The following is an 18,908-nucleotide window of genomic DNA, read 5'->3' as shown; positions in this document are numbered from 1 at the left end:
GGGATTATCTTTTGCCTCATTGCGAGGAGCGTAGCGACAACGCAATCCGGAGAGGCCTTGCACGAACGCCGTTTGCTTTGCAGTCGGCCAAATCTCGCCCTACCATCGCTCTAGGGTGAGGGAGCAAGTGCATGCAACTGAACGTCGGACTATTGGGTGGCGGCAGCTGGGGGACCACCGTGGCCGCGCTGATTTCGCGCAATGCGCCGGTGATGCTGTGGGCGCGCGACGCGGAGACGGTGCATGAAATCAACACCGACCGCCAGAACAGCCGCTATCTTGAGGGTTATACCCTTCCCGCCACCATGCGCGCGACTGCCGATATGGGTGAAGCGGTGCGCGGCGCCGATGTGCTGGTGATGGGCGTGCCCAGCCAGAATTTTCGGCAAGTGTTGATGGATGTGCGCCAGCATATCCGCCCGTGGGTCCCGGTGATCAGCCTGACCAAGGGGTTTGAACTCGACACCGGCAAGCGGATGACCGAGGTGATCATGGAAATTCTGCCCGGCCACCCCGTCGGTGTGCTGACCGGCCCCAACCTTGCCCGCGAAATTTTGCAGGGGCAGGCCGCCGCGTCGGTGCTGTCGATGGAGGACGAAATTGTTGTCAAAGCGCTCCAGCCGCTGTTCCACTCGGGCCTGTTCCGCGTTTACACCAACACCGATCTGCTGGGCTGCGAACTTGGCGGCGTGTTGAAGAACGTCATCGCCATCGCGGTCGGCATGGGCGATGGCCTCGGCGCGGGCGACAATACGCGCGCGGCGCTAATGACGCGCGGGCTGGCAGAAGTGACGCGGCTGGGCGTCGCGATGGGCGGGCGACCCGAAACTTTTGCAGGCCTTGCTGGGATGGGCGATCTCATCGCGACCTGCACCAGCACCCTGTCGCGCAACCGCTCTGTCGGGGTTGAACTCGGCAAGGGGCGGCATATCGACGAGGTGATCGCCGAAATGCATATGGTGGCAGAGGGCGTAAAGGCCGCGCCCACCGTCGTTGCGCTCGCGCGGCAATATGGCGTCGCCATGCCGATCGCGCAGGATGTGCTTGATGTAACGCAAGGGCGCAAAACCGCGCTCGAAGTGTTCAGGGGGCTGCTGCGCGCCAACGTGGGGGCAGAGACGGACGCGGGTTAGGCGCGCTCAAAGATCGCCGCCATCCCTTGGCCGCCGCCGATGCACATCGTCTCGAGGCCATAACGCCCGCCGCGTCGCACCAGTTCGCGGGTCAGATTGGCGAGGATGCGCCCGCCGGTCGCGCCGATGGGGTGGCCCAGCGAAATGCCGCTGCCGTTGACGTTCAGCATGCCCAAGCGGCTGTCATCGTCGCTCCAGCCCCAGCCCTTGAGCACCGCCAGCACCTGCGGCGCAAAGGCTTCGTTCAGCTCGACGACGTCGATATCGTCCCAGCCCAGGCCGGTGCGCGCGAACAGGCGCTCGACCGCGGGCACCGGCCCGATGCCCATGCGCGAGGGATCACATCCCGCCGCCGCCCAGCCGGTGAACCAGGCGATGGGCTCAAGCCCCAGTTCGGCAAGCTTGTCCTCGGCCACCACCAAACAGGCGGCGGCGGCATCATTCTGCTGGCTGGCATTGCCCGCCGTCACCACGCCGCCTTCGATGGGCTTCAGCTTGCCCAGCACGTCCATGCTGGCATCGGCGCGATAGCCTTCGTCATGGTCGAACATGATTGGGTCGCCCTTTTTCTGGGGCACTGCGACCGGCACCAGCTCGTCGGCGAACAGGCCTTCGGTCCACGCGCGCGCCGCATTCTGGTGGCTGCGCACGGCATAGGCATCGCACGCCTCGCGCGTGATGCCATAATCCTTCGCCAGGTTTTCGGCGGTCTCGATCATCCCCGAAATCACCCCGAAGCGCTCTTGCGGCTGCGACATCAGCCGTCCCCGGGTTAGCCGGTCGTGCAGCACCATATTGCCCGCGCGCACGCCGGTGCGGATTTGCAGCGTATAATGCTCGGCATTCGACATGCTTTCGACGCCGCCCGCGATCACGCAGTCGGCGACGCCCGTTTGCACCATCATCGCTGCGTCGACCACCGATTGCAGCCCGGACCCGCAGCGGCGATCGACCTGATAGCCCGGCACATGCAACGGCAACCCCGCCGCCATCGCCGACCAGCGCCCGATGGCGGGAGCCTCGGCATTGCCATAGCCCTGACTGAAAACGACATCGTCGATGCGTTCAGGATCCACCCGCGTGCGTTCCATCAGCGCGCGGATGATGACCGCACCCAGCTCGCCCGCGCTGATGCTGGCGAGCGCGCCCAGAAATTTGCCAACGGGCGTGCGCAAGGGGGAAACGATGGCAGCACGGCGCAGGGTCATATTCGGTCCTTCTCTTTCGTCATTGCGAGCGCAGCGAAGCAATCCAGAGCATTTTGCGCCGCCCTAGATTGCTTCGTCGCTGCGCTCCTCGCAATGACGGCATTACTTTGCTACCCCCACGACGCCAGCATCCACCAGCCGCGCAATCGCGCCCGAATCCAGCCCCAGCCGCTCGCTCAGCACTGCCTCGCTATGCTCGCCGTTGCGCGGCGCTGGGGCGGGGGACAGGCGGCTCGCCTGCGGGATCGTCGCGAACGCCCCGGCAGCGGGATAGGCAAAGCCGCTGGGGTTGGTGGTGAGGTCCGCAAAGATCGGATTGTCACCCACCAGCCGCGGATCGCGCACGGCATCGATCATCGATTGATAGCGGCCATGCACCACGCTGTGCGCGTCCAGCCGCGCCGCGACTTCGCCATGATCGAGCGCGCCAATCGCCTGTTCAATCAGCGCAAAAATGCTCGCGCGGTGGGTAAAGCGCAGGCCGTCATCGCCCGCAAACTTGACGCCGAGTGCCGCCTCGAGCGCGGCAATCCGCTCGCCCAGCGCCAGCGCCGTTACCAGCCCCTCCCACTGCCGCTCGTTGATCGCAACCAGCATGATCCGCGCGCCGTCGCGCGTCACGAAATCGCGCCCGATGGTGCCGAACACGGCATTGCCCAGCCGCTCGCGCTCCTGCCCGGTATAAAGCACTTCGGCCACGCGCCCCATATTGGCGACCGTGCCAATGGCAACATCGGTCAGCGGCAGCCGCACCTCGCCGCCAAGTCCGGTGGCTTCGCGCCGCCGGATGGCCGCCAGAATGGCAAAGGCGGCATAGGCCCCGGTCAGCAAGTCCCACGCGGGCATTACATGGTTGACCGGCGCGTCGTCGGACAGCGGGCCGGTCAGCCCCGGATAACCGACGGCGGCGTTGGCGGTATAATCCAGCGCAACCGACCCATCGGGCCAGCCCATGATGCGCACCGTCACCATGTCGGCGCGCCCGGCGGCCAGCTTTTCATGCGCCAAAAACCCTTTGGCGGGCAGGTTGGTCACCAGATTGCCGGTGCGCTGCGCCAGCGCCACTAGCAATTCGCGCCCCTCGCCCCGCGTCAGATCGAGCGCCAGCGATTGTTTGGCGCGGTTGAGATTCTCCCACGACAGCGAATCATTGTTCGCAGTGACCGGCCAGCGCCTGAAATCCTGGCCCCCGCCAATCTGGTCCACGCGGATCACCTGCGCGCCCATCTGCGCAAGATAGAGCCCGGCGGTGGGCGAGGCGACGAAGGAGGATACTTCGACGACGCTCAGATCGGGGAGCAGGTTATACATGGGTCGAGCTAGCGAATTTGATCCCCGGCGAACGCCGGGGTCCAGGGCTGCCAAGCGCGGCGTGTACCGCCCTGGACTCCGGCTTTTGCCGGAGAACAGCAAAATCGAAATTTGCGCAAAATTTCCCCCTCACTCCGCTTCCTCCAACAGCCTTTGCGCTGCTTCGCCTTGCCAGTCCAGCGCGCCGGTGATGCGCCAGACCTCGCGCCCCTGCGCGTCAAACAAAATCGTTACCGGCAACGGGCTGTTGTAATCGGCGAGCAGATCATTGGCGGGGTCGAGAAAGGGCTGGAGCTGCTGCAATCCCGCGCGCTGGAACCACGGATCCACCGCGACCGCGCCCTGCAAGTCCTGCGCCACCGCCAGCACGGTCAGCTTGCCCGCGCGGTCCGCGGCCAGCCGATCGAGCGAAGGCATTTCCTTGATGCACGGTCCGCACCAGGTCGCCCACAGGTTGAGCAGCAACGGACGCCCGCGAAACGCCGCCAGCGTCACAGGCGCATCATCGGGTGCGGTGAAGGTTGCGCTACTGGCTGGCTTGCCCGCATGGCTGCGATCGATCTTGAACCCCGCCGTCGGCGGAGCCAGCGGCACGGCGGCTTGCCCGTCCGCGCCCTTTTCCCTATCGCACCCGGCGAGTAGCAGCAGCGATGGCAGCGTTGCGAGCAGGATCAGGCGAATGGGCGACACTCCGGACCGGAACAGCATGTGGGGCGGCCGCTTTGCCGGCGGGCCCGATGCCGTCATGCGCGCGATAAATGCCTCCATCCCTATCGACAAGCGTTTGTGGCGCGAAGACATCGTCGCCAGCCGCGCCCATGCCGCGATGCTGGGCGCGCAGGGTATCATCAGCGCCGCCGACGCCGCAGCGATTGACGCGGGTCTCGCCCAGATCGCCGAAGAATATGCCGCCAGCGATGTGCCCGTCGATCTGGCGCTCGAAGATATTCACATGACCGTCGAGGCGCGGCTGGGGGAGCTGATCGGTGAACCCGCGCGCCGCCTGCACACCGCGCGCTCGCGCAACGACCAGGTCGCGACCGATTTCCGCCTGTGGGTGCGCGGTGCGGTGGGCGAAATCGACGCCAGCCTTGCCGCACTGCAACGCGCGCTGCTGGCCTGCGCGGCGGAACATGCCGATGCCATCATGCCCGGCTTCACCCATTTGCAGGTCGCGCAGCCGGTGACGCTGGGCCATCATCTGCTTGCCTATGTCGAAATGCTGGGCCGCGACCGCAGCCGCTTCGCCGATGCTCGCGCGCGGATGAACGAAAGCCCTCTGGGGGCCGCCGCGCTTGCAGGCACCAGTTTCCCGCTCGACCGCGCCGCCACTGCGACGGCACTGGGCTTCGACCGGCCCATGGCGAACAGTATTGACGCCGTATCCGACCGCGATTTCGCGCTCGACTATCTGGCCAGCGCATCCATCGCCGCGCTGCACCTGTCGCGGCTCGCCGAGGAAATCGTCAATTGGGCGAGCCAGCCCTTCGGCTTTGTCGCGCTGCCCGACGCCTGGTCGACGGGCAGCTCGATCATGCCGCAAAAGCGCAACCCCGACGCCGCCGAGCTGGTGCGCGGGCGCGCGGGCCTCTTGCTCGCGGCGTTCCAGCGGCTGGCCGTGATCGTCAAGGGGCTGCCACTCACCTATTCGAAGGATTTGCAGGACGACAAGGCGGTGGTGTTCGAGGCACATGATGCGCTTGCGCTCAGCCTCGCCGCGATGACCGGCATGATCGAAACCATCGCCTTCCGCACCGACCGGATGCGCGCGCTGGCCGCCACCGGTTTCTCGACCGCAACCGACCTTGCCGACTGGCTGGTGCGCGAGGGCGGGGCGCCGTTTCGCGATGCGCACCATATTGTTGGCGCCTGCGTCGCGCGCGCCGAGGTGCTGGGGGTCGATCTTGCCAATCTTCCGCTCGCTGATGCGCAGGCGATTGACCCGCGCGTCACGGCGGAGGCGCTCGCCGCGCTCACCATCGACGCTTCGGTTGCCAGCCGCACCAGCGCTGGCGGAACCGCGCCGGTGCGGGTAAGAGAGGCCGTCGCTGCCTGGCAGGCACGCCTCATTGCGGAGAAGGCCGAATGACGCGCAAATATGGTCTAATGCTGATTGCATGCGTCCTGCTCGCTGCGTGCGGGAACAAAGCCGATCTTCAGCGCCTCGCCAGCGCCGCGCCGCCGGTGGTTCCGGCGGGCAGCGACGCGCCTGAAAGCCCTGACCAGCAAACCAGCCCCGATGTCGAGGCCAAACCCGCGCGCAGCGACGAACTGCTGCGCCGCTCCGAAGAACGCCCGACCGACGAATTCGACCTTCCCCCGCAATAAACGCTCAGAGCCCGAACACCCCATGGACCATTTCCAGCTCAAGGACGGCGTGATGCACGCCGAGGATTTGCCGCTGCCCGCCATTGCCGAAGCGGTAGGCACCCCCGTCTATGTCTATTCGCGCGCGACGCTCGAACGCCATGCCGATGCGTTCATCGCCGGGCTCGCCGATGTGCCCAAAAAGCACATTGCCTTTGCCATCAAGGCCAACCCTAACCTCGGCGTGCTGCGCGTGCTGGCGCGTAAAGGCTTCGGCGCCGATGTCGTGTCGGGCGGCGAGTTGGAACGTGCCATCGCGGCGGGCATTGCCCCTGCAGACATCGTCTTTTCGGGGGTCGGCAAAACGCGCGCCGAACTCGCGCTGGGGCTCGATCGCCAGATCGGTCAATTCAACATCGAGCATGAACCCGAAGGCGAAGCGCTCGCCGCCATTGCCGCCGCACGCGGGGTCCGCGCCAACGCCGTGCTGCGCGTGAACCCGGACGTCGATGCGGGCACGCATGCCAAAATCTCGACCGGCAAGGCGGAGAACAAGTTCGGCATCGCGCTCCATGAAGTGCCTGCCATCTATGACCGGCTGGCGAAGCTACCCGGTCTCAATCTACGCGGGCTGGCGCTGCACATCGGCAGCCAGCTGACCAGCCTCGATCCGCTCGAGGCGGCCTTTACGCGCATCGGCGCGCTGGTCGGGGATCTGCGCAGTGCGGGCCATGCGATCACCCATGTCGATCTGGGGGGCGGCCTTGGCGTGCCCTATACCCGCGACGAACATCCCCCAACGCCCGCCGATTACGGCGCGATGGTCGCGCGCGTCACCCGCGACTGGGACGTCACGCTGATGTTCGAACCCGGGCGCGTCATCGTCGGCAATGCCGGTGTGCTCCTCACCGAAGTTTTGTGGGTCAAACCCGGCGCAACCAACCCGTGGGTCGTGGTCGACGCCGCAATGAACGACCTCGCCCGCCCCGCGCTCTACGACGCCTATCATGATTTCGTCGCGGTAAGGCCGACGGGCGCGCGCATGACCGCCAATATCGTCGGCCCGGTGTGCGAAACCGGCGACACCTTCGCGCGTGATCGCGATGTTGATGCCGTGGCCCCTGGCGACCTTGCCGTGTTCCGCACTGCCGGCGCTTATGGCGCGACGATGGCCAGCACCTACAACAGCCGCGGGCTGGTTCCCGAAGTGCTGGTCGATGGCACGCGGCACATTGTTGTCGCCGACCGGATCTTGCCCGAAACCATCATGGCGGCGGAGCGGGTTCCGGACTGGATTGACTAACCTTCGTCATTGCGAGCGGAGCGAAGCAATCCAGGGCGGCTTGTCACTGCCCTGGATTGCTTCGCTCCGCTCGCAATGACATGAGGAGCTATGCACCAGCTCCCCATCTTCCTGAACCTCAAGGATCAGCCCGTGTTGGTCGTTGGCGAAGGCGAAGCGGCGGACGCCAAGGCGCGCCTGGTCACCCGCGCGGGCGGGCGCATTGTCGCGAGCCTCGCCGATGGCCCGCGGCTTGCCTTTGTTGCGCTTGATGAGGAGGACGCCGCCGCTGCCGCCGCTGCTGAACTCCGCACCGCCGGACTGCTCGTCAATGTCGTTGATCGCCCGCATCTGTGCGATTTTACCACGCCGGCGATCATCGATCGCGCACCGATGACCATCGCTATCGGTACCGGCGGCGCATCGGCGGGGCTTGCCAAGGCGCTCCGGCAGCGGCTCGAGGCGCTACTCCCCTCCGACCTCGGTGCGCTCGCCGCCGCGCTCGCCAGCGCGCGCACCGCACTGCGCCGCCGCTATCCTGACAAAGACGCGCGCCGTCGCGCGATTGATGCCGCGCTCGAACCCGGCGCTCCGCTCGACCCGCTGGGCACGGGTGGGGGCGAGGCGGTAGCGGCCTGGCTTGCGGCCCCTGCGGGGACGGACCCCCCGCCGCGCGTCGAAACCATCACCCTCGCCAGCGCCGATCCCGATGACCTGAGCCTCAAGCAGGCCCGCTGGCTCGCCAGTGCCGACTTGGTCGTCCACAGCGCCGATGTGCCCGAAGCCATCCTGTCGCGCGCCCGCGCTGATGCCGCGCGGATTGAGGGCGATGCGGTGCCGGACGCGGTGAGCGGATTGGTGATCGTGCTGCGGACATCGGTAAGGTGATGGCGCGCCAGTCTTGCTGAAGCGCAAGCGCGGCTATTCGCTCCGCAGTGCCTCAATCGGCGACAGCCGCGATGCTCTGATCGCCGGATAGCCGCCGAACAACAAACCGATCACCGCCGAAAACACCACCGCCATGATCGCTGTATCCAGCCCTACGGGCGCCGGAAATTCGGCGATACTTTCAAAAGCGGCCGCCGCCGCCATGGCCAATGTCAGGCCGATAGCCCCGCCAATCACACATAGCACCGCGGCCTCGACCAGAAACTGGTTCCGGATATCGCTGCGTTTGGCTCCCAATGCCATGCGCAGCCCAATCTCGCGGGTTCGTTCGGTGACGCTGACCAGCATGATGTTCATGATCCCGATGCCGCCGACCAGCAGCGAAATCGACGCAATAGCCACCAATACTGCCTGAAATATCTGTGTCACTTCGCCGGTTGTTTCGGCAATTTCGGTTGTGGTGCGGACGGTGAAGGGATTGATCTTGCCTTTGGGCACGCGATACCGGTCGCGCAGCAGGCGCTTAATCTCGCTTTGCCCGGCGATCAGCGCGTCTTCATCGTCAAAACCTACGAACAGCAAGGTCACATCGTCAGGCCCCTGCGTTGGGGTGTTCAACAGGCGTTGGCGCAGCGTGGTAATCGGCACCACAATCTGGTCGTCATTGTCGTTGCCCAAATTGCTGCCCTTGCTTTCAAGCAGGCCGACCACGGTAAAGGGCACGCGGTTGATCCGGACGGTTTCGCCGACCGCATTGGTCTCAGGGAATAATTTATCGGCCACGGTCTGGCCAATTACCACAACGCGTGCGGCCGAACTGACATCTCCCTGGGTCAGAAAACGGCCCTCGGACGCCGATATGTTGGACACCACGCCATATTCGGGCGTCGCGCCGGTCGCCTGTGTCGATGCGGACCGGCCGGGTGTGATCAATTGCACGCTGCTGCGGATTTGCGGCGCAACCGCGCTGACGCCCGACACTTCGCGCATGATGGCCTGCCCGTCGCGCTCGGTCAGTCGCCCGCGGTCGTTGGGGCGCGGCGGCCCGCCGCCGCTGTCGGGTTGGGGCACGACAATCGCCATGTTCGACCCAAGCGTTGCGATTTGCTGGGACACCGATACCTGTGCGCCATTGCCCACCGCCACGGCCAATATCACCGAAAACACGCCAATCATCACGCCCAATGTCGTCAGGATTGAACGCATCAAATTGGTGCGCAGCGCCGTGAGCGCGATGGCGACATTGACGCCCCACCCCGCGATCGGATTCAGCAGCCTGTTCACGGCGCGTCTGCGCGGCGGCGCGATTTGACCGGCGCGTCTTCGATCACCCGGCCATCGCGGAAAACGACGCGGCGGGCGGCATATTCGGCAATGTCGGGTTCGTGCGTCACGACAATCAGGGTGATACCATCATCGTTCAGTTTCTGGAAAATGCCCATGATGTCGAGCGAGGTTTGCGTGTCGAGCGCGCCGGTCGGTTCGTCGGCCAACAGCATCAGCGGGTCGGTCACCAGCGCGCGGGCGATGGCCACGCGCTGTTGCTGGCCGCCCGACAGCTTGGCCGGCGTATTTTCAAGCCTGTTGCCCAGCCCCATCGCCTCCAGCTTGGCCCGGGCCTGTTGGCGGCGCTCGGTATAGCCGAGGCCAGCATAGATCAGCGGCACCGCCACATTGTCGAGCGCGCTGGTCCGAGCGAGCAGGTTAAACTGTTGAAAGACAAATCCAATTTTACGGTTACGGATTTCCGCCAGCGCATCACTGTCCAGCGTGCGGGTATCGATGCCGTCGAGCAACAAGCGACCCGATGTCGGGATGTCGAGGCAACCGATCATGTTCATGAACGTCGATTTGCCCGAACCGCTGGCCCCCATGATGGCAACAAATTCGCCGCGGGCGATGGATAGCGAAACATGGTTGACCGCGTGCACGGTTTCGCCGCCGATCACATAATCCTTCACCAAATCATGCGTTTCAAGCAGCGGTGTCGGCATCTTCGTCTGCGCTGTCGTCGGTTTCGGTTTTGGGTTTCAGCGATTTGACACGAACAAGCACTTTGTCGCCGGGTTTGAGACCCGACAATATCTCGGTGAAATCGTCGCCTTGCAGTCCGGTCGCGATGATCCGTCGTTGCGGCTGGTAGGGATCGTCGCCTGCGACATAGACGGCCGGGCGGGGCGGCGCATTTTTGGGCAACGGGGCTGGCTGCTTTTCCGCTGGCGCCTCGGGCCGGTCGGCGACGCGCGGCCGAAAACGCAGCGCATTGGTCGGCACCCGGGTGACGTTTGCCTTGACGCTGGTGATGATTTCCACATTGGCCGTCATCCCGGGCAGCAGCTTGCCGTCCAGATTCGCGACGTCGATAATCACCAGATAGCTGACAACATTCTGGGTCTCGACCGGCGCTTGCCGGACTTGACGAACCTTCGCGCGAAACACCGTGTCGGGGTAGCTGTCGACGGTGAAGTTGACTGCCTGACCTTCGCGGATTTGCCCGATATCGGCCTCATCGACCGACGCCTCGACCTGCATCTTGGTGGTGTCGGCGGCGATTTCGAACAAATTCGGCGTCTGAAAGCTGGCGGCGACGGTGGTGCCGGGCTCGACCAGCTTGTTGATGATGATGCCGCTGGCGGGTGCCACGATGACCGTGCGTTTCATGTCCAGCCGCGCCGACGACAGCTCGGCCGAACCCTGGCGGATCTGGGCATTGCCGCTTTGCGTCTGGGCCACCGCCACCTGTAACGCGTTACGCGCGCTGATCAGTCGGCTTTGCGCCAGATCGAGGCCAGCCTTTGACAGGAAACCGCGTTCGGCCAGTTCCCTTTGCCGCGCAAAATCACGTTCTTGGATTTCAAGCTCTGATCGCGCGCGCGCGACATTGGCGGCGCTTTGCTGCAAATTGGCCTGTGCCAGTGCGACCTGCGCTTCCGATTGTTGCACACGGGCGCGCACGCGGGTCGGGTCAATCTCGGCCAGCACCTGGCCCGCCCGCACCGGCGAATTGAAATCGACATAGACCTTGGTCACCTGGCCCGAAACTTCGGTTCCGACCTTGATCGTGTTGAGCGCGCGCACCTTGCCGCTGGCCGCGACTTTGCGCACCACTTCGCCGCGCGTCACCGCTTCGCTGACATATTCATACTCGCGCGGCGTGGGGCGGACGATGCGATAGACGATGAACAACAGCACCAGCGCAATGATCACCGACCAGACGCGATGCCGCTTAACCCATGTACCTATGGCCGTCAGCATATCGTCCCGCCGCATTCTGAACTCGTGTTGGGACCTATATTGAACGAGATGGGGGATAGCCAGCGCTTATGCGGGCGGCGGTCCAATCCCGCATAGCACACGCATTGGACCCACCGACGCGCCGCTATTTGGGCATGCCGCTAAAGCCGCTGGCTTTGCGCAGCGCACCGCCATCGAGCCGGTAACCGTCAAGGAACACCGTCGCGATGCGGCGCAGCGCGCCCATGTCCTGCGACGCATCGCCTTCAACCAATATCAGGCTGGCGACTTTGCCCGGCTCGACCGAACCGAAGCGGTCCGCCATGCCAAATTGCCGCGCGGGCACGATGGTGGCGCTCTGCACCGCCTCGGCATTGGTCATCCCGACCTGCTGATACAATTCCAGCTCGCGGACAATTTCCATCCCATAACCGTCGGTGCCTGCGACAATCGGCACCCCCGCCTTGTGCAGCCGCCCGATGAGACCCGCCATTTTGGCAAAGCTGGCGCGGAAATCGTCGCGCGTCAGCCCGTCGAACAGCGGATAGCCGGCGATCTTCCACCCGCGCGAAACAGCGGGCGGCGAAATGGCAGCGAACGGCGCATAGGCGGGCGAAATCGCGCTGCCGTCCGACGTCAAACTGCCTTCCCACACCACCAGGGTCGGGTCGATGATCGTCCCGCGTTTGGCCAGCTCGGCATAAAAGGCACGCATTTCTGGCGAATCGAGATCGACATCCTTGCCATATTTCGCCGGACCCTCCAGCCGCGCGGCGGTGTTTGCCTTGTCGACGACATGCTGCGGCATCGCCTGCATCATGATGAAATTAATGTGGGTAATCTCGTCATAGCCCGCGCGCACTGCCTCGATCGGGCGCATCCCGGCGGGGACATGGCCGTTGACGTGCAGCCCCAGCCTCTTTGCTTCGGCAGCGGCGGGTGCAATCCACGCGGGCGTCATCGAGGTATAGAATTTCGCCCCGTGCAGCCCCGCCTCCTTGATCTTGCGCACCGCCGCAATCGCCTCGGCTTCCGAACTGACCGTCAGCGCGCCTTGGGCGGCCAGCGGATCCTTGCGGTCGATGATCACCGCCACCTTGCCATCGGGCGCGATCAGTTCGCCTGCTGCGCGGCGCGTCAGGATGCTGACCGATTCATCGATCATCGACCCCGGGCTGCGGAAATTGGTGATACCGGTGGCGACATTCTGCAGCAGGTTCCAGTCGCTGCCGCCGACATGCAGGTGCGCATCCCACAGGCCAGGGAGCAGCGTCTTGCCGCGCCCGTCGATCGTCACCGCGCCGGCGGGCGCTTTGATTGATCCCGCTGTGCCCACCGCGGCCACCTTGCCATCCGCGATCAGCACGGCGCGCCCGGGCACATACCGGCCCGCGACCGCATCGAACAACAGCACATTGTCGACCAGCGTCGGCGTGCGGTTCTCCGCGCTCAGCATCTTGCGCGCGATATCGCGCACCATCGCCGCTTCGGTGGCGTCCTGGATTTCCTTAAGTTTGGGCCCGACCGCTTCATAACCCGCGGGCAGCACCGAAATCACCCCGGCGTTCCCGAAATAGCGGTTGTCGGCGTCCAGCCACACCGGCGACGGCGCAAAGCCCAGGCCGGTAATATAGGCGAGCTTGACCATCTGCTTGCCTTTTGGGCCATCAATCTCGGTCGCCTTGCCGATCGAAATGCTCGCCCGCCCGCCGGGCAACAGCTCGATCCCCGGCTCGCCCGCCGCGACCAGCGCCTCGACATCCAGCGCTCCGGCCAGAAAGGGGCCGCCATAAGTCGCATAGCGCTTGCCCGCAAAGGGCGCGCTGCCCTCATCCACCGCGGTTTTCCAGCGCGCGATGCCGTCCGCTCCGACACTGAAATCTTCCGTGGCGTCGCCCGAATCGGTGAAACCGCGAATGGCGATATTCGTGGGCCGCCCGTCGGGCCCCAGCAGCGTCGTCTGGTCGGTCTCGGTAATCCAGCCGCGCAGCGACATCGACATGCGGTGCGCGATTTTGCCGTCGCTGGTCTTCCACGCCCACAGATCGCCATGCTTACCCGCAGTCGAGCTGATGGTGTAATGCTGCGCCTCCGCCGGCGGCTGCAGCAATTTTTCCTTGGGTGTGGGCTCGGCCAAGACGATGGATGACGTGCCAAGCAATAGCGCAGCGAACAGTTTGAACCGCATTTATTTTCCCCCTCAGGATCCCAACGCGAATAGGCCACAGCAAGGGCGGGGATACAAGGTCTCGCGCAAATCCAAAGCAGGCTTTCCTACATATAACCAAATAGGTTATCTAGGGACTTTCTGCTCAGGAAAGGCCAGCGAATGACCCAGTCCATTCTTCCCGCTGTTCCCCCGCTTCCCGCATCGGCCGACGAAGCCGACACGGCTTGGCTGCTCGATCCCGACGCGCTGCCGCCGCCATATGCGTTCGAACCGGTACCGCGTCAGAAGGCGCGATCGAATGGCATGACGGCAGACCGCCAGCGCCGTTTCATCGCCTATCTCGCGGGGTGCGGCAGTGTGGCGATGGCGGCAAAGGCCATCGATGCCTCGCCCACCACACTCTACCAGCTGCGCAAGGCCCCGGGGCGCCGACAGCTTCGCGGCGGCATGGGAAGCGGCGGTCGACGCCGGCGCGCGGCGCGTGCTCGACACGCTGATTGACCACGCCATCCACGGCACGCCCGAACGGCTGATAAAGGATGGTGAAGTCATCCTGGAACGCCGCAAATATAACACGCGCGCGATGATGTGGGTGGTCCAGCAACGCTTCCCGCAGGAATATGGCGGCAACCTCAACCCTTCGGCTCCCAACGGCTGCCTGCCGCGCAATCTGCAGCAGTTAAAGGACAAATGGCGCGCCGAATGGGAGGCAGAGTTAAGGGCAGAGGAGGAAGCACAAGCGGCCCCCGGCGGTGCGCTCGAAAGCCTTGCCGAAAAACTCTGTCGCATCCGCGACCATTTCCGCAACGACTGTGCCCAAGACCCCGCCAAGCGCGCCGCCTATGAACTGCTCACGGGCCCCTGCGACTGGTCCCGGCCTGATCAGCCGCAACGCTATGGCAACCTGCCCGGCGCCAACGTCAACCGCCCCGACATCCAGCTAACCTTCGCCACCGAACAGTGCCGCCGGGAATTGCCGTGGATGGACCGGTGATGGGGTGATCAGTTTTGGCGCGCAAAGTCATGCTTTCGACGCAGAAAAATGCCCTTGGCCAGATTCTGCGCTTCCCCGCTACCTGAGCTTCGCCACCGTCACCCCGTCGGCCTTCGCCCGCGCCTTCACCGATTCCTCACTCCGCGTCAGCGCTTTGGCAATTTGCTGCAACCCCATGCCCTTCTTCGCCAGCGCGTGCAGCTTGTCGATTTCGGCCGCGGTCCATGGCTGTTTGTGGCGTTCGAAGACGGTTTTGCCCACTACGCCTCATCCCCCATCCGCAGCGCGGCGATGAAGGCTTCCTGCGGGATGTTCACATTGCCATATTCGCGCATGCGCTTTTTGCCTTCTTTCTGCTTTTCCAGCAATTTGCGTTTGCGCGTCGCGTCGCCGCCATAGCATTTGGCGGTCACATCCTTGCGCAGTGCGGCGATGGTTTCGCGCGCAATCACCTTGCCGCCCAGCGCCGCCTGGATGGGGATCTTGAACATGTGGCGCGGGATCAGGTCTTTGAGGCGCTCGCACATGCCGCGCCCACGGCTTTCGGCGGTGCCGCGGTGGACGATCATGCTCAGCGCATCGACGGGCTCGTTGTTCACCAGGATGCTCATCTTCACCAGGTCGCCGGCGCGGTGGCCGATCTGGTGATAGTCAAAGCTCGCATAGCCGCGGCTGATGCTTTTCAGGCGGTCATAGAAATCGAACACCACTTCGTTCAATGGCAGCTCATACTGCACCTGCGCCCGCCCGCCGACGTAAGTCAGGCCGGTCTGGATGCCGCGCCGGTCCTGACACAGCTTCAGGATCGAGCCGAGATATTCGTCGGGGACATAGATGGTCGCGTGGATCCACGGCTCTTCAATCTCCGCGATGCGGTTGGGGTCGGGCATGTCGGCGGGGTTGTGCAGCTCCATTTCGGTCGGGCCGCCGTCCTTCGATTTGCTGAGTTTCAGCTTATAGACCACCGACGGCGCGGTGGTGATCAGGTCGAGGTCATATTCGCGGCTCAGCCGCTCTTGAATAATCTCGAGGTGCAAGAGGCCAAGGAAACCGCAGCGAAAACCAAAGCCCAGCGCGGCGCTGGTTTCCATCTCGAAACTGAAGCTCGCATCGTTCAGGCGCAGCTTGCTGATGCTCTCGCGCAGCTTTTCGAAGTCGTTCGCGTCGGTGGGGAACAACCCGCAAAAGACGACCGGCTGCACTTCCTTGAACCCCGGCAGCGGGGCGGCGGCGGGGCGTTTGGCGTCGGTCACCGTGTCGCCGACGCGCGCCTGCGCCACATCCTTGATCTGTGCGGTGATGAAACCGATTTCGCCGGGGCCAAGGCTGTCGACATGCTCGATCTTGGGGCGGAAGAAACCGACGCGGTCGATCAGGTGGGTGGTGCCCGCCTGCATGAACTTGATCTGCTGCCCTTTTTTGAGGGTGCCGTCGATCACGCGAACCAGGATTACGACGCCGAGGTACGGGTCGTACCAGCTGTCGACCAGCATTGCGGTCAGCGGCGCGCTGGCATCGCCCTTGGGCGGCGGGATTTTGGCGACGATGGCTTCCAGCGTTTCGGCAATGCCGATGCCGGTCTTGGCGCTGGCCAGCACGGCGTCGTCGGCGGGCAGGCCGATGATATCCTCAATCTCGGCCTTCACCTTGTCGACGTCGGCGGCGGGCAGGTCGATCTTGTTGATCACCGGCACAATCTCGTGATCATGCTCGATCGACTGATAAACATTGGCCAGCGTCTGCGCCTCGACCCCTTGGGCGGCGTCAACCACCAGCAGCGCGCCTTCGCATGCGGCCAGCGACCGCGACACCTCATAGGCAAAGTCGACATGCCCCGGCGTGTCCATCAGGTTGAGGACATAGGCATTGCCGTCGCTGGCGGTGTAATCCAGCCGTACCGTCTGCGCCTTGATGGTGATCCCGCGCTCTTTCTCAATGTCCATATTATCAAGCACTTGCGCCGACATCTCGCGCGCGGTCAGCCCGCCGGTGTGCTGGATCAGCCGGTCGGCGAGGGTCGATTTGCCATGGTCGATATGGGCAATGATACTGAAGTTGCGGATACGCGAAAGCTCGGTCATGCGCGGCGCACTAGCAGCGCGCGGGCGGGCTGTCAGCAGCTATGCTTGCGCCATCCAGCGCGCACAATCGTCGCGCACGCGGGCATCGGCATCGCGCAGGCCGCGTTCCAACGTTGCTGCCCGCGTGTCACCCTCCGCTACCGCCGCCAGCGCGGCAATGGCATTCGCCCGCACGCGCGGCACCGGGTGGTGCGCGGCAAACTGGTCGGCAAGGTCGATCCCCTCGGCACAGAAATGCACCGCGCAGCGCAGTAGCATTTCGGTCTGGCTCAGCGTCGGGCGCTTGACGATGGTGCCGCGTTCCAGGTCGACGATATATTGGTCGCGCCAGGGGACATGCTCGCCCTCTTCCATGATGTTCAGGCTGATCGACAGGCTTTCGGGCGGCAACTGGCTGTGGATGTCGCGGTGCGCGCGGTAGAGCATGACTTTGCCTTCGCCGAGCGCGGAGCGTTCGACAAAGGTCAGGTTCAACGACTCGTCCAGCCGCCCGTCAACGCCCTCGGCGTCATATTCATAATAGTCGCTGATATAGCCCGGCCCCAGATGGCCGACCGTCAGGAAACTGAAATTATGATCGTGCGGCACTTCATAGGAAAAGGCCGCCGGGCCGCTGGTGGCATAGGCATAGTCGCGCGCGGCGGGCCACAGATTGGCGCGCAAGAAGAAGCGTCGCCCGCTACGGTGGAGCAGAAATACCTGTGCGCTGTAGCGATTGTCGTCGAGCTGACGGCCGTAACTCGCCTTAAGTTCGGCCATGACGCGGTCAGCGAGGAAGCTGCGATTGGCGGACAGGCCCGCAAGCAGTGCAACATAGGAGGGCAGTGCATCGGGGCTGGCCAGATCGACGCCGCGTTCCTCCAGCCGGGCGATTACCTCGGCAAAGTCGAGCGGGGCGACGGCGCCGGGATTGAGGATCAGCGGCATCAGGCAGGCTCGTCGACCAGCGTGCGAGCGGTCCGCTCGCGGAATATGGTCAGTGTCGCCTGCGCCGCCGCGCGGACTTCGGGGTGCGGATCGTCCGCCGCCATTGTGCTGAGGTGCGGCAATGCCGACTGGGGGTCGAGCGCGACAAGCTCGCGCATCGCTTGCCAACGCATCGCGAAATCATCGTCACCCACTGCCGTGACAAAGTGCGGCGCAGCATCGGTGCGGCCAAAGGCGCGCAGCACAGCGAGGCCCATTTGGCGGAAACTGGTGGCGCGCCCGGCGGCGGCGGCGCGGATCAGCCGTCCGGTGGCGGGGTTGTATTCGCGCATCGGCACGCGCGAGGTGGCATGGACAAACAATTGCAGCATGACGAGGTCGCTATCGCCGAGAGTCAGGTTGAAACTTTCGGTTTGCTGATCAACGCGGATTTGATCGCCGTCGGCAAGTTGGGCCTGCCCCATGTCTTCCAGCGGGGCTGCGGTGGCGCGGCGAAACTTGCCTGCCAGTTCTTCCTCGCTCAGCCTGACCCGGTAGCGTCTGATACCTGCGCCGCCGCTGCGCACAATTTGCGTCAGCCCATGCCCCGGCGAGAAGATGACCGACGGGTCGCGCGGCGCGGGATGATTGAAGGGGCGTATCATCAGCGACAGCGTGATCGGCGCTACCTCAGCGAGGATCAGTCCACTAAGTCCATTGCCGCTGAAAACACGCAGCGGCGGCCTGGCAAAGGCATCGTCGGCGCAAAGCCAAATCGCGGCACGAAGCCGCTGCTGAACCCAACAATGGTCGGTCATAAAGGGCGCGAGATGGGCAAAGATGCGGTCAGGATGGGCGCCCGAGAGATGCTCCATCGCATAAGCGATTCCTCCCGGTGCAGAATCTTCGGCGCGCCACCGCGCATCCAGCGCCGCAGCCTCGGTCTGTATCTGTCGCTGCCGGGCCACATCCGCGCGCGGATAATGATCATGCCGCGACGCGCGCGAAGCGGCGAGCGGGGTGACCGCCAGTGGTGGCCAGCTGCCACCCCGCTCAGGCTCGTCAATCATAGATGATCAGGACAAGCGTTACGATGACTTCGAAAATCGAAGGGCCGATCGGGTCGCTCGCATGCGCCAGCGAGCCATAAAGGCCGACGGCGGTTTCGAGCATCGGGATGGCATCGATATCAATCGGCGACATGAACTATCCCCTTGGCATTGTCCGCCGCGGGAATGCTGCAGACAGCACAAGGAATAGAAGCGGGGCAGGGGCGCGCCGAGTTAACTTTTTGTTATGTTGGGAGGAGTGCGGCGTGATGCGGCCCGCCGTGCAGCCTGTTGGGGGGAAGGGAAGCGGGCGCAAGGAACCGGTCAATGGTCTCGCCGGGCGCA

19 protein-coding genes are annotated in these 18,908 nt (G+C 64.4%); 7 read left to right on the top strand and 12 right to left on the bottom strand.

Annotation, left to right across the window (positions count from 1 at the left end):
* Window positions 1–131 precede the first annotated feature (131 nt).
* The gene (locus AC2TC0_RS00785; protein WP_484715586.1) at window positions 132–1,133 is read left to right on the top strand and encodes an NAD(P)H-dependent glycerol-3-phosphate dehydrogenase; all 1,002 of its coding nucleotides are present in this window, start codon (window positions 132–134) and stop codon (window positions 1,131–1,133) included.
* Here AC2TC0_RS00785 and AC2TC0_RS00780 read toward each other — a convergent pair.
* The 3 genes from AC2TC0_RS00780 to AC2TC0_RS00770 form a co-directional block, all read right to left on the bottom strand.
* Window positions 1,130–2,341: an acetyl-CoA C-acetyltransferase gene (locus tag AC2TC0_RS00780; protein WP_484715585.1), complete on the bottom strand. Its 1,212-nt coding sequence runs from the start codon at window positions 2,339–2,341 to the stop codon at window positions 1,130–1,132. The genes AC2TC0_RS00785 and AC2TC0_RS00780 overlap by 4 nt on opposite strands.
* Before the next feature lie 102 nt (window positions 2,342–2,443).
* Window positions 2,444–3,652, bottom strand: a complete 1,209-nt coding sequence (locus AC2TC0_RS00775; RefSeq protein WP_484715584.1) for a CoA transferase — start codon at window positions 3,650–3,652, stop codon at window positions 2,444–2,446.
* A gap of 129 nt (window positions 3,653–3,781) precedes the next feature.
* A complete protein-coding gene (locus AC2TC0_RS00770) occupies window positions 3,782–4,342 on the bottom strand; it encodes a TlpA family protein disulfide reductase (RefSeq protein WP_484715583.1) in 561 nt (186 codons plus the stop codon).
* Between the two features lie 16 nt (window positions 4,343–4,358).
* Between AC2TC0_RS00770 and argH the strand changes: the two genes are divergently transcribed.
* From argH to AC2TC0_RS00750, 4 genes are all read left to right on the top strand, one after another.
* Window positions 4,359–5,741 (top strand): argininosuccinate lyase, encoded by a 1,383-nt coding sequence (gene argH / locus AC2TC0_RS00765; RefSeq protein ID WP_484716447.1) that lies wholly within the window; start codon window positions 4,359–4,361, stop codon window positions 5,739–5,741.
* Window positions 5,738–5,980, top strand: coding sequence for a hypothetical protein (locus AC2TC0_RS00760; RefSeq protein WP_484715582.1), 243 nt, complete (start codon window positions 5,738–5,740; stop codon window positions 5,978–5,980). The genes argH and AC2TC0_RS00760 overlap by 4 nt, the downstream gene beginning before the upstream one ends.
* 22 nt (window positions 5,981–6,002) lie before the next feature.
* A complete protein-coding gene (lysA, locus tag AC2TC0_RS00755; RefSeq protein ID WP_484715581.1) occupies window positions 6,003–7,262 on the top strand; it encodes a diaminopimelate decarboxylase in 1,260 nt (419 codons plus the stop codon).
* A 90-nt stretch (window positions 7,263–7,352) separates the two neighbouring features.
* On the top strand, window positions 7,353–8,129 hold the full coding sequence (locus AC2TC0_RS00750) for a precorrin-2 dehydrogenase/sirohydrochlorin ferrochelatase family protein (protein ID WP_484715580.1): 777 nt from the start codon (window positions 7,353–7,355) through the stop codon (window positions 8,127–8,129).
* A gap of 33 nt (window positions 8,130–8,162) precedes the next feature.
* Here the strand turns inward: AC2TC0_RS00750 and AC2TC0_RS00745 are convergent, their stop codons facing one another.
* The 4 genes from AC2TC0_RS00745 to AC2TC0_RS00730 all read right to left on the bottom strand — a co-directional run bounded on the left by AC2TC0_RS00745 (window position 8,163) and on the right by AC2TC0_RS00730 (window position 13,551).
* On the bottom strand, window positions 8,163–9,413 hold the full coding sequence (locus tag AC2TC0_RS00745) for an ABC transporter permease (protein WP_484715579.1): 1,251 nt from the start codon (window positions 9,411–9,413) through the stop codon (window positions 8,163–8,165).
* The gene (locus tag AC2TC0_RS00740) at window positions 9,410–10,123 is read right to left on the bottom strand and encodes an ABC transporter ATP-binding protein (RefSeq protein WP_484715578.1); all 714 of its coding nucleotides are present in this window, start codon (window positions 10,121–10,123) and stop codon (window positions 9,410–9,412) included. Before AC2TC0_RS00740 ends, AC2TC0_RS00745 begins: the two co-directional genes overlap by 4 nt.
* Window positions 10,104–11,384: an efflux RND transporter periplasmic adaptor subunit gene (locus AC2TC0_RS00735; protein WP_484715577.1), complete on the bottom strand. Its 1,281-nt coding sequence runs from the start codon at window positions 11,382–11,384 to the stop codon at window positions 10,104–10,106. The genes AC2TC0_RS00740 and AC2TC0_RS00735 overlap by 20 nt, the downstream gene beginning before the upstream one ends.
* Before the next feature lie 124 nt (window positions 11,385–11,508).
* Window positions 11,509–13,551, bottom strand: coding sequence for an amidohydrolase family protein (locus AC2TC0_RS00730; protein ID WP_484715576.1), 2,043 nt, complete (start codon window positions 13,549–13,551; stop codon window positions 11,509–11,511).
* Between the two features lie 141 nt (window positions 13,552–13,692).
* Here AC2TC0_RS00730 and AC2TC0_RS00725 point away from each other — a divergent pair, with 141 nt between their 5' ends.
* Both AC2TC0_RS00725 and AC2TC0_RS00720 read left to right on the top strand, forming a co-directional pair.
* A complete protein-coding gene (locus tag AC2TC0_RS00725) occupies window positions 13,693–14,034 on the top strand; it encodes a hypothetical protein (protein WP_484715575.1) in 342 nt (113 codons plus the stop codon).
* Entirely contained in the window at window positions 14,015–14,527 is a 513-nt protein-coding gene (locus tag AC2TC0_RS00720) for a hypothetical protein (protein WP_484715574.1), read from the top strand. Before AC2TC0_RS00725 ends, AC2TC0_RS00720 begins: the two co-directional genes overlap by 20 nt.
* 78 nt (window positions 14,528–14,605) lie before the next feature.
* On the opposite strand, the gene AC2TC0_RS00715 is transcribed toward AC2TC0_RS00720, so the two are convergent.
* The 5 genes from AC2TC0_RS00715 to AC2TC0_RS00695 are packed head-to-tail and all read right to left on the bottom strand — an operon-like array spanning window position 14,606 to window position 18,717.
* Window positions 14,606–14,788, bottom strand: coding sequence for a hypothetical protein (locus tag AC2TC0_RS00715; protein WP_484715573.1), 183 nt, complete (start codon window positions 14,786–14,788; stop codon window positions 14,606–14,608).
* Window positions 14,788–16,608: a translation elongation factor 4 gene (gene lepA, locus AC2TC0_RS00710; RefSeq protein WP_484715572.1), complete on the bottom strand. Its 1,821-nt coding sequence runs from the start codon at window positions 16,606–16,608 to the stop codon at window positions 14,788–14,790. Before lepA ends, AC2TC0_RS00715 begins: the two co-directional genes overlap by 1 nt.
* Window positions 16,609–16,647: 39 nt before the next feature.
* Window positions 16,648–17,535: a transposase gene (locus AC2TC0_RS00705; RefSeq protein WP_484715571.1), complete on the bottom strand. Its 888-nt coding sequence runs from the start codon at window positions 17,533–17,535 to the stop codon at window positions 16,648–16,650.
* Window positions 17,535–18,584 (bottom strand): HEAT repeat domain-containing protein, encoded by a 1,050-nt coding sequence (locus AC2TC0_RS00700; RefSeq protein WP_484715570.1) that lies wholly within the window; start codon window positions 18,582–18,584, stop codon window positions 17,535–17,537. The genes AC2TC0_RS00705 and AC2TC0_RS00700 overlap by 1 nt, the downstream gene beginning before the upstream one ends.
* Window positions 18,577–18,717, bottom strand: coding sequence for a hypothetical protein (locus tag AC2TC0_RS00695; RefSeq protein WP_484715569.1), 141 nt, complete (start codon window positions 18,715–18,717; stop codon window positions 18,577–18,579). Before AC2TC0_RS00695 ends, AC2TC0_RS00700 begins: the two co-directional genes overlap by 8 nt.
* Window positions 18,718–18,908: the final 191 nt, after the last annotated feature.

This window comes from Sphingopyxis sp. sgz302558 (assembly GCF_057220455.1).
Note: the sequence above shows the minus strand (reverse complement) of the source record. Positions and strands in the feature narration are given on the sequence as shown.

Coding starts and splice junctions, on each gene's coding strand:
- AC2TC0_RS00785 (WP_484715586.1), top strand. CDS start 132: ATGCAACTGAACGTCGGACTATTGGGTGGCGGCAGCTGGGGGACCACC.
- AC2TC0_RS00780 (WP_484715585.1), bottom strand. CDS start 2,341: ATGACCCTGCGCCGTGCTGCCATCGTTTCCCCCTTGCGCACGCCCGTT.
- AC2TC0_RS00775 (WP_484715584.1), bottom strand. CDS start 3,652: ATGTATAACCTGCTCCCCGATCTGAGCGTCGTCGAAGTATCCTCCTTC.
- argH (WP_484716447.1), top strand. CDS start 4,359: ATGTGGGGCGGCCGCTTTGCCGGCGGGCCCGATGCCGTCATGCGCGCG.
- AC2TC0_RS00760 (WP_484715582.1), top strand. CDS start 5,738: ATGACGCGCAAATATGGTCTAATGCTGATTGCATGCGTCCTGCTCGCT.
- lysA (WP_484715581.1), top strand. CDS start 6,003: ATGGACCATTTCCAGCTCAAGGACGGCGTGATGCACGCCGAGGATTTG.
- AC2TC0_RS00750 (WP_484715580.1), top strand. CDS start 7,353: ATGCACCAGCTCCCCATCTTCCTGAACCTCAAGGATCAGCCCGTGTTG.
- AC2TC0_RS00740 (WP_484715578.1), bottom strand. CDS start 10,123: ATGCCGACACCGCTGCTTGAAACGCATGATTTGGTGAAGGATTATGTG.
- AC2TC0_RS00735 (WP_484715577.1), bottom strand. CDS start 11,384: ATGCTGACGGCCATAGGTACATGGGTTAAGCGGCATCGCGTCTGGTCG.
- AC2TC0_RS00730 (WP_484715576.1), bottom strand. CDS start 13,551: ATGCGGTTCAAACTGTTCGCTGCGCTATTGCTTGGCACGTCATCCATC.
- AC2TC0_RS00725 (WP_484715575.1), top strand. CDS start 13,693: ATGACCCAGTCCATTCTTCCCGCTGTTCCCCCGCTTCCCGCATCGGCC.
- lepA (WP_484715572.1), bottom strand. CDS start 16,608: ATGACCGAGCTTTCGCGTATCCGCAACTTCAGTATCATTGCCCATATC.
- AC2TC0_RS00705 (WP_484715571.1), bottom strand. CDS start 17,535: ATGCCGCTGATCCTCAATCCCGGCGCCGTCGCCCCGCTCGACTTTGCC.
- AC2TC0_RS00700 (WP_484715570.1), bottom strand. CDS start 18,584: ATGATTGACGAGCCTGAGCGGGGTGGCAGCTGGCCACCACTGGCGGTC.
- AC2TC0_RS00695 (WP_484715569.1), bottom strand. CDS start 18,717: ATGTCGCCGATTGATATCGATGCCATCCCGATGCTCGAAACCGCCGTC.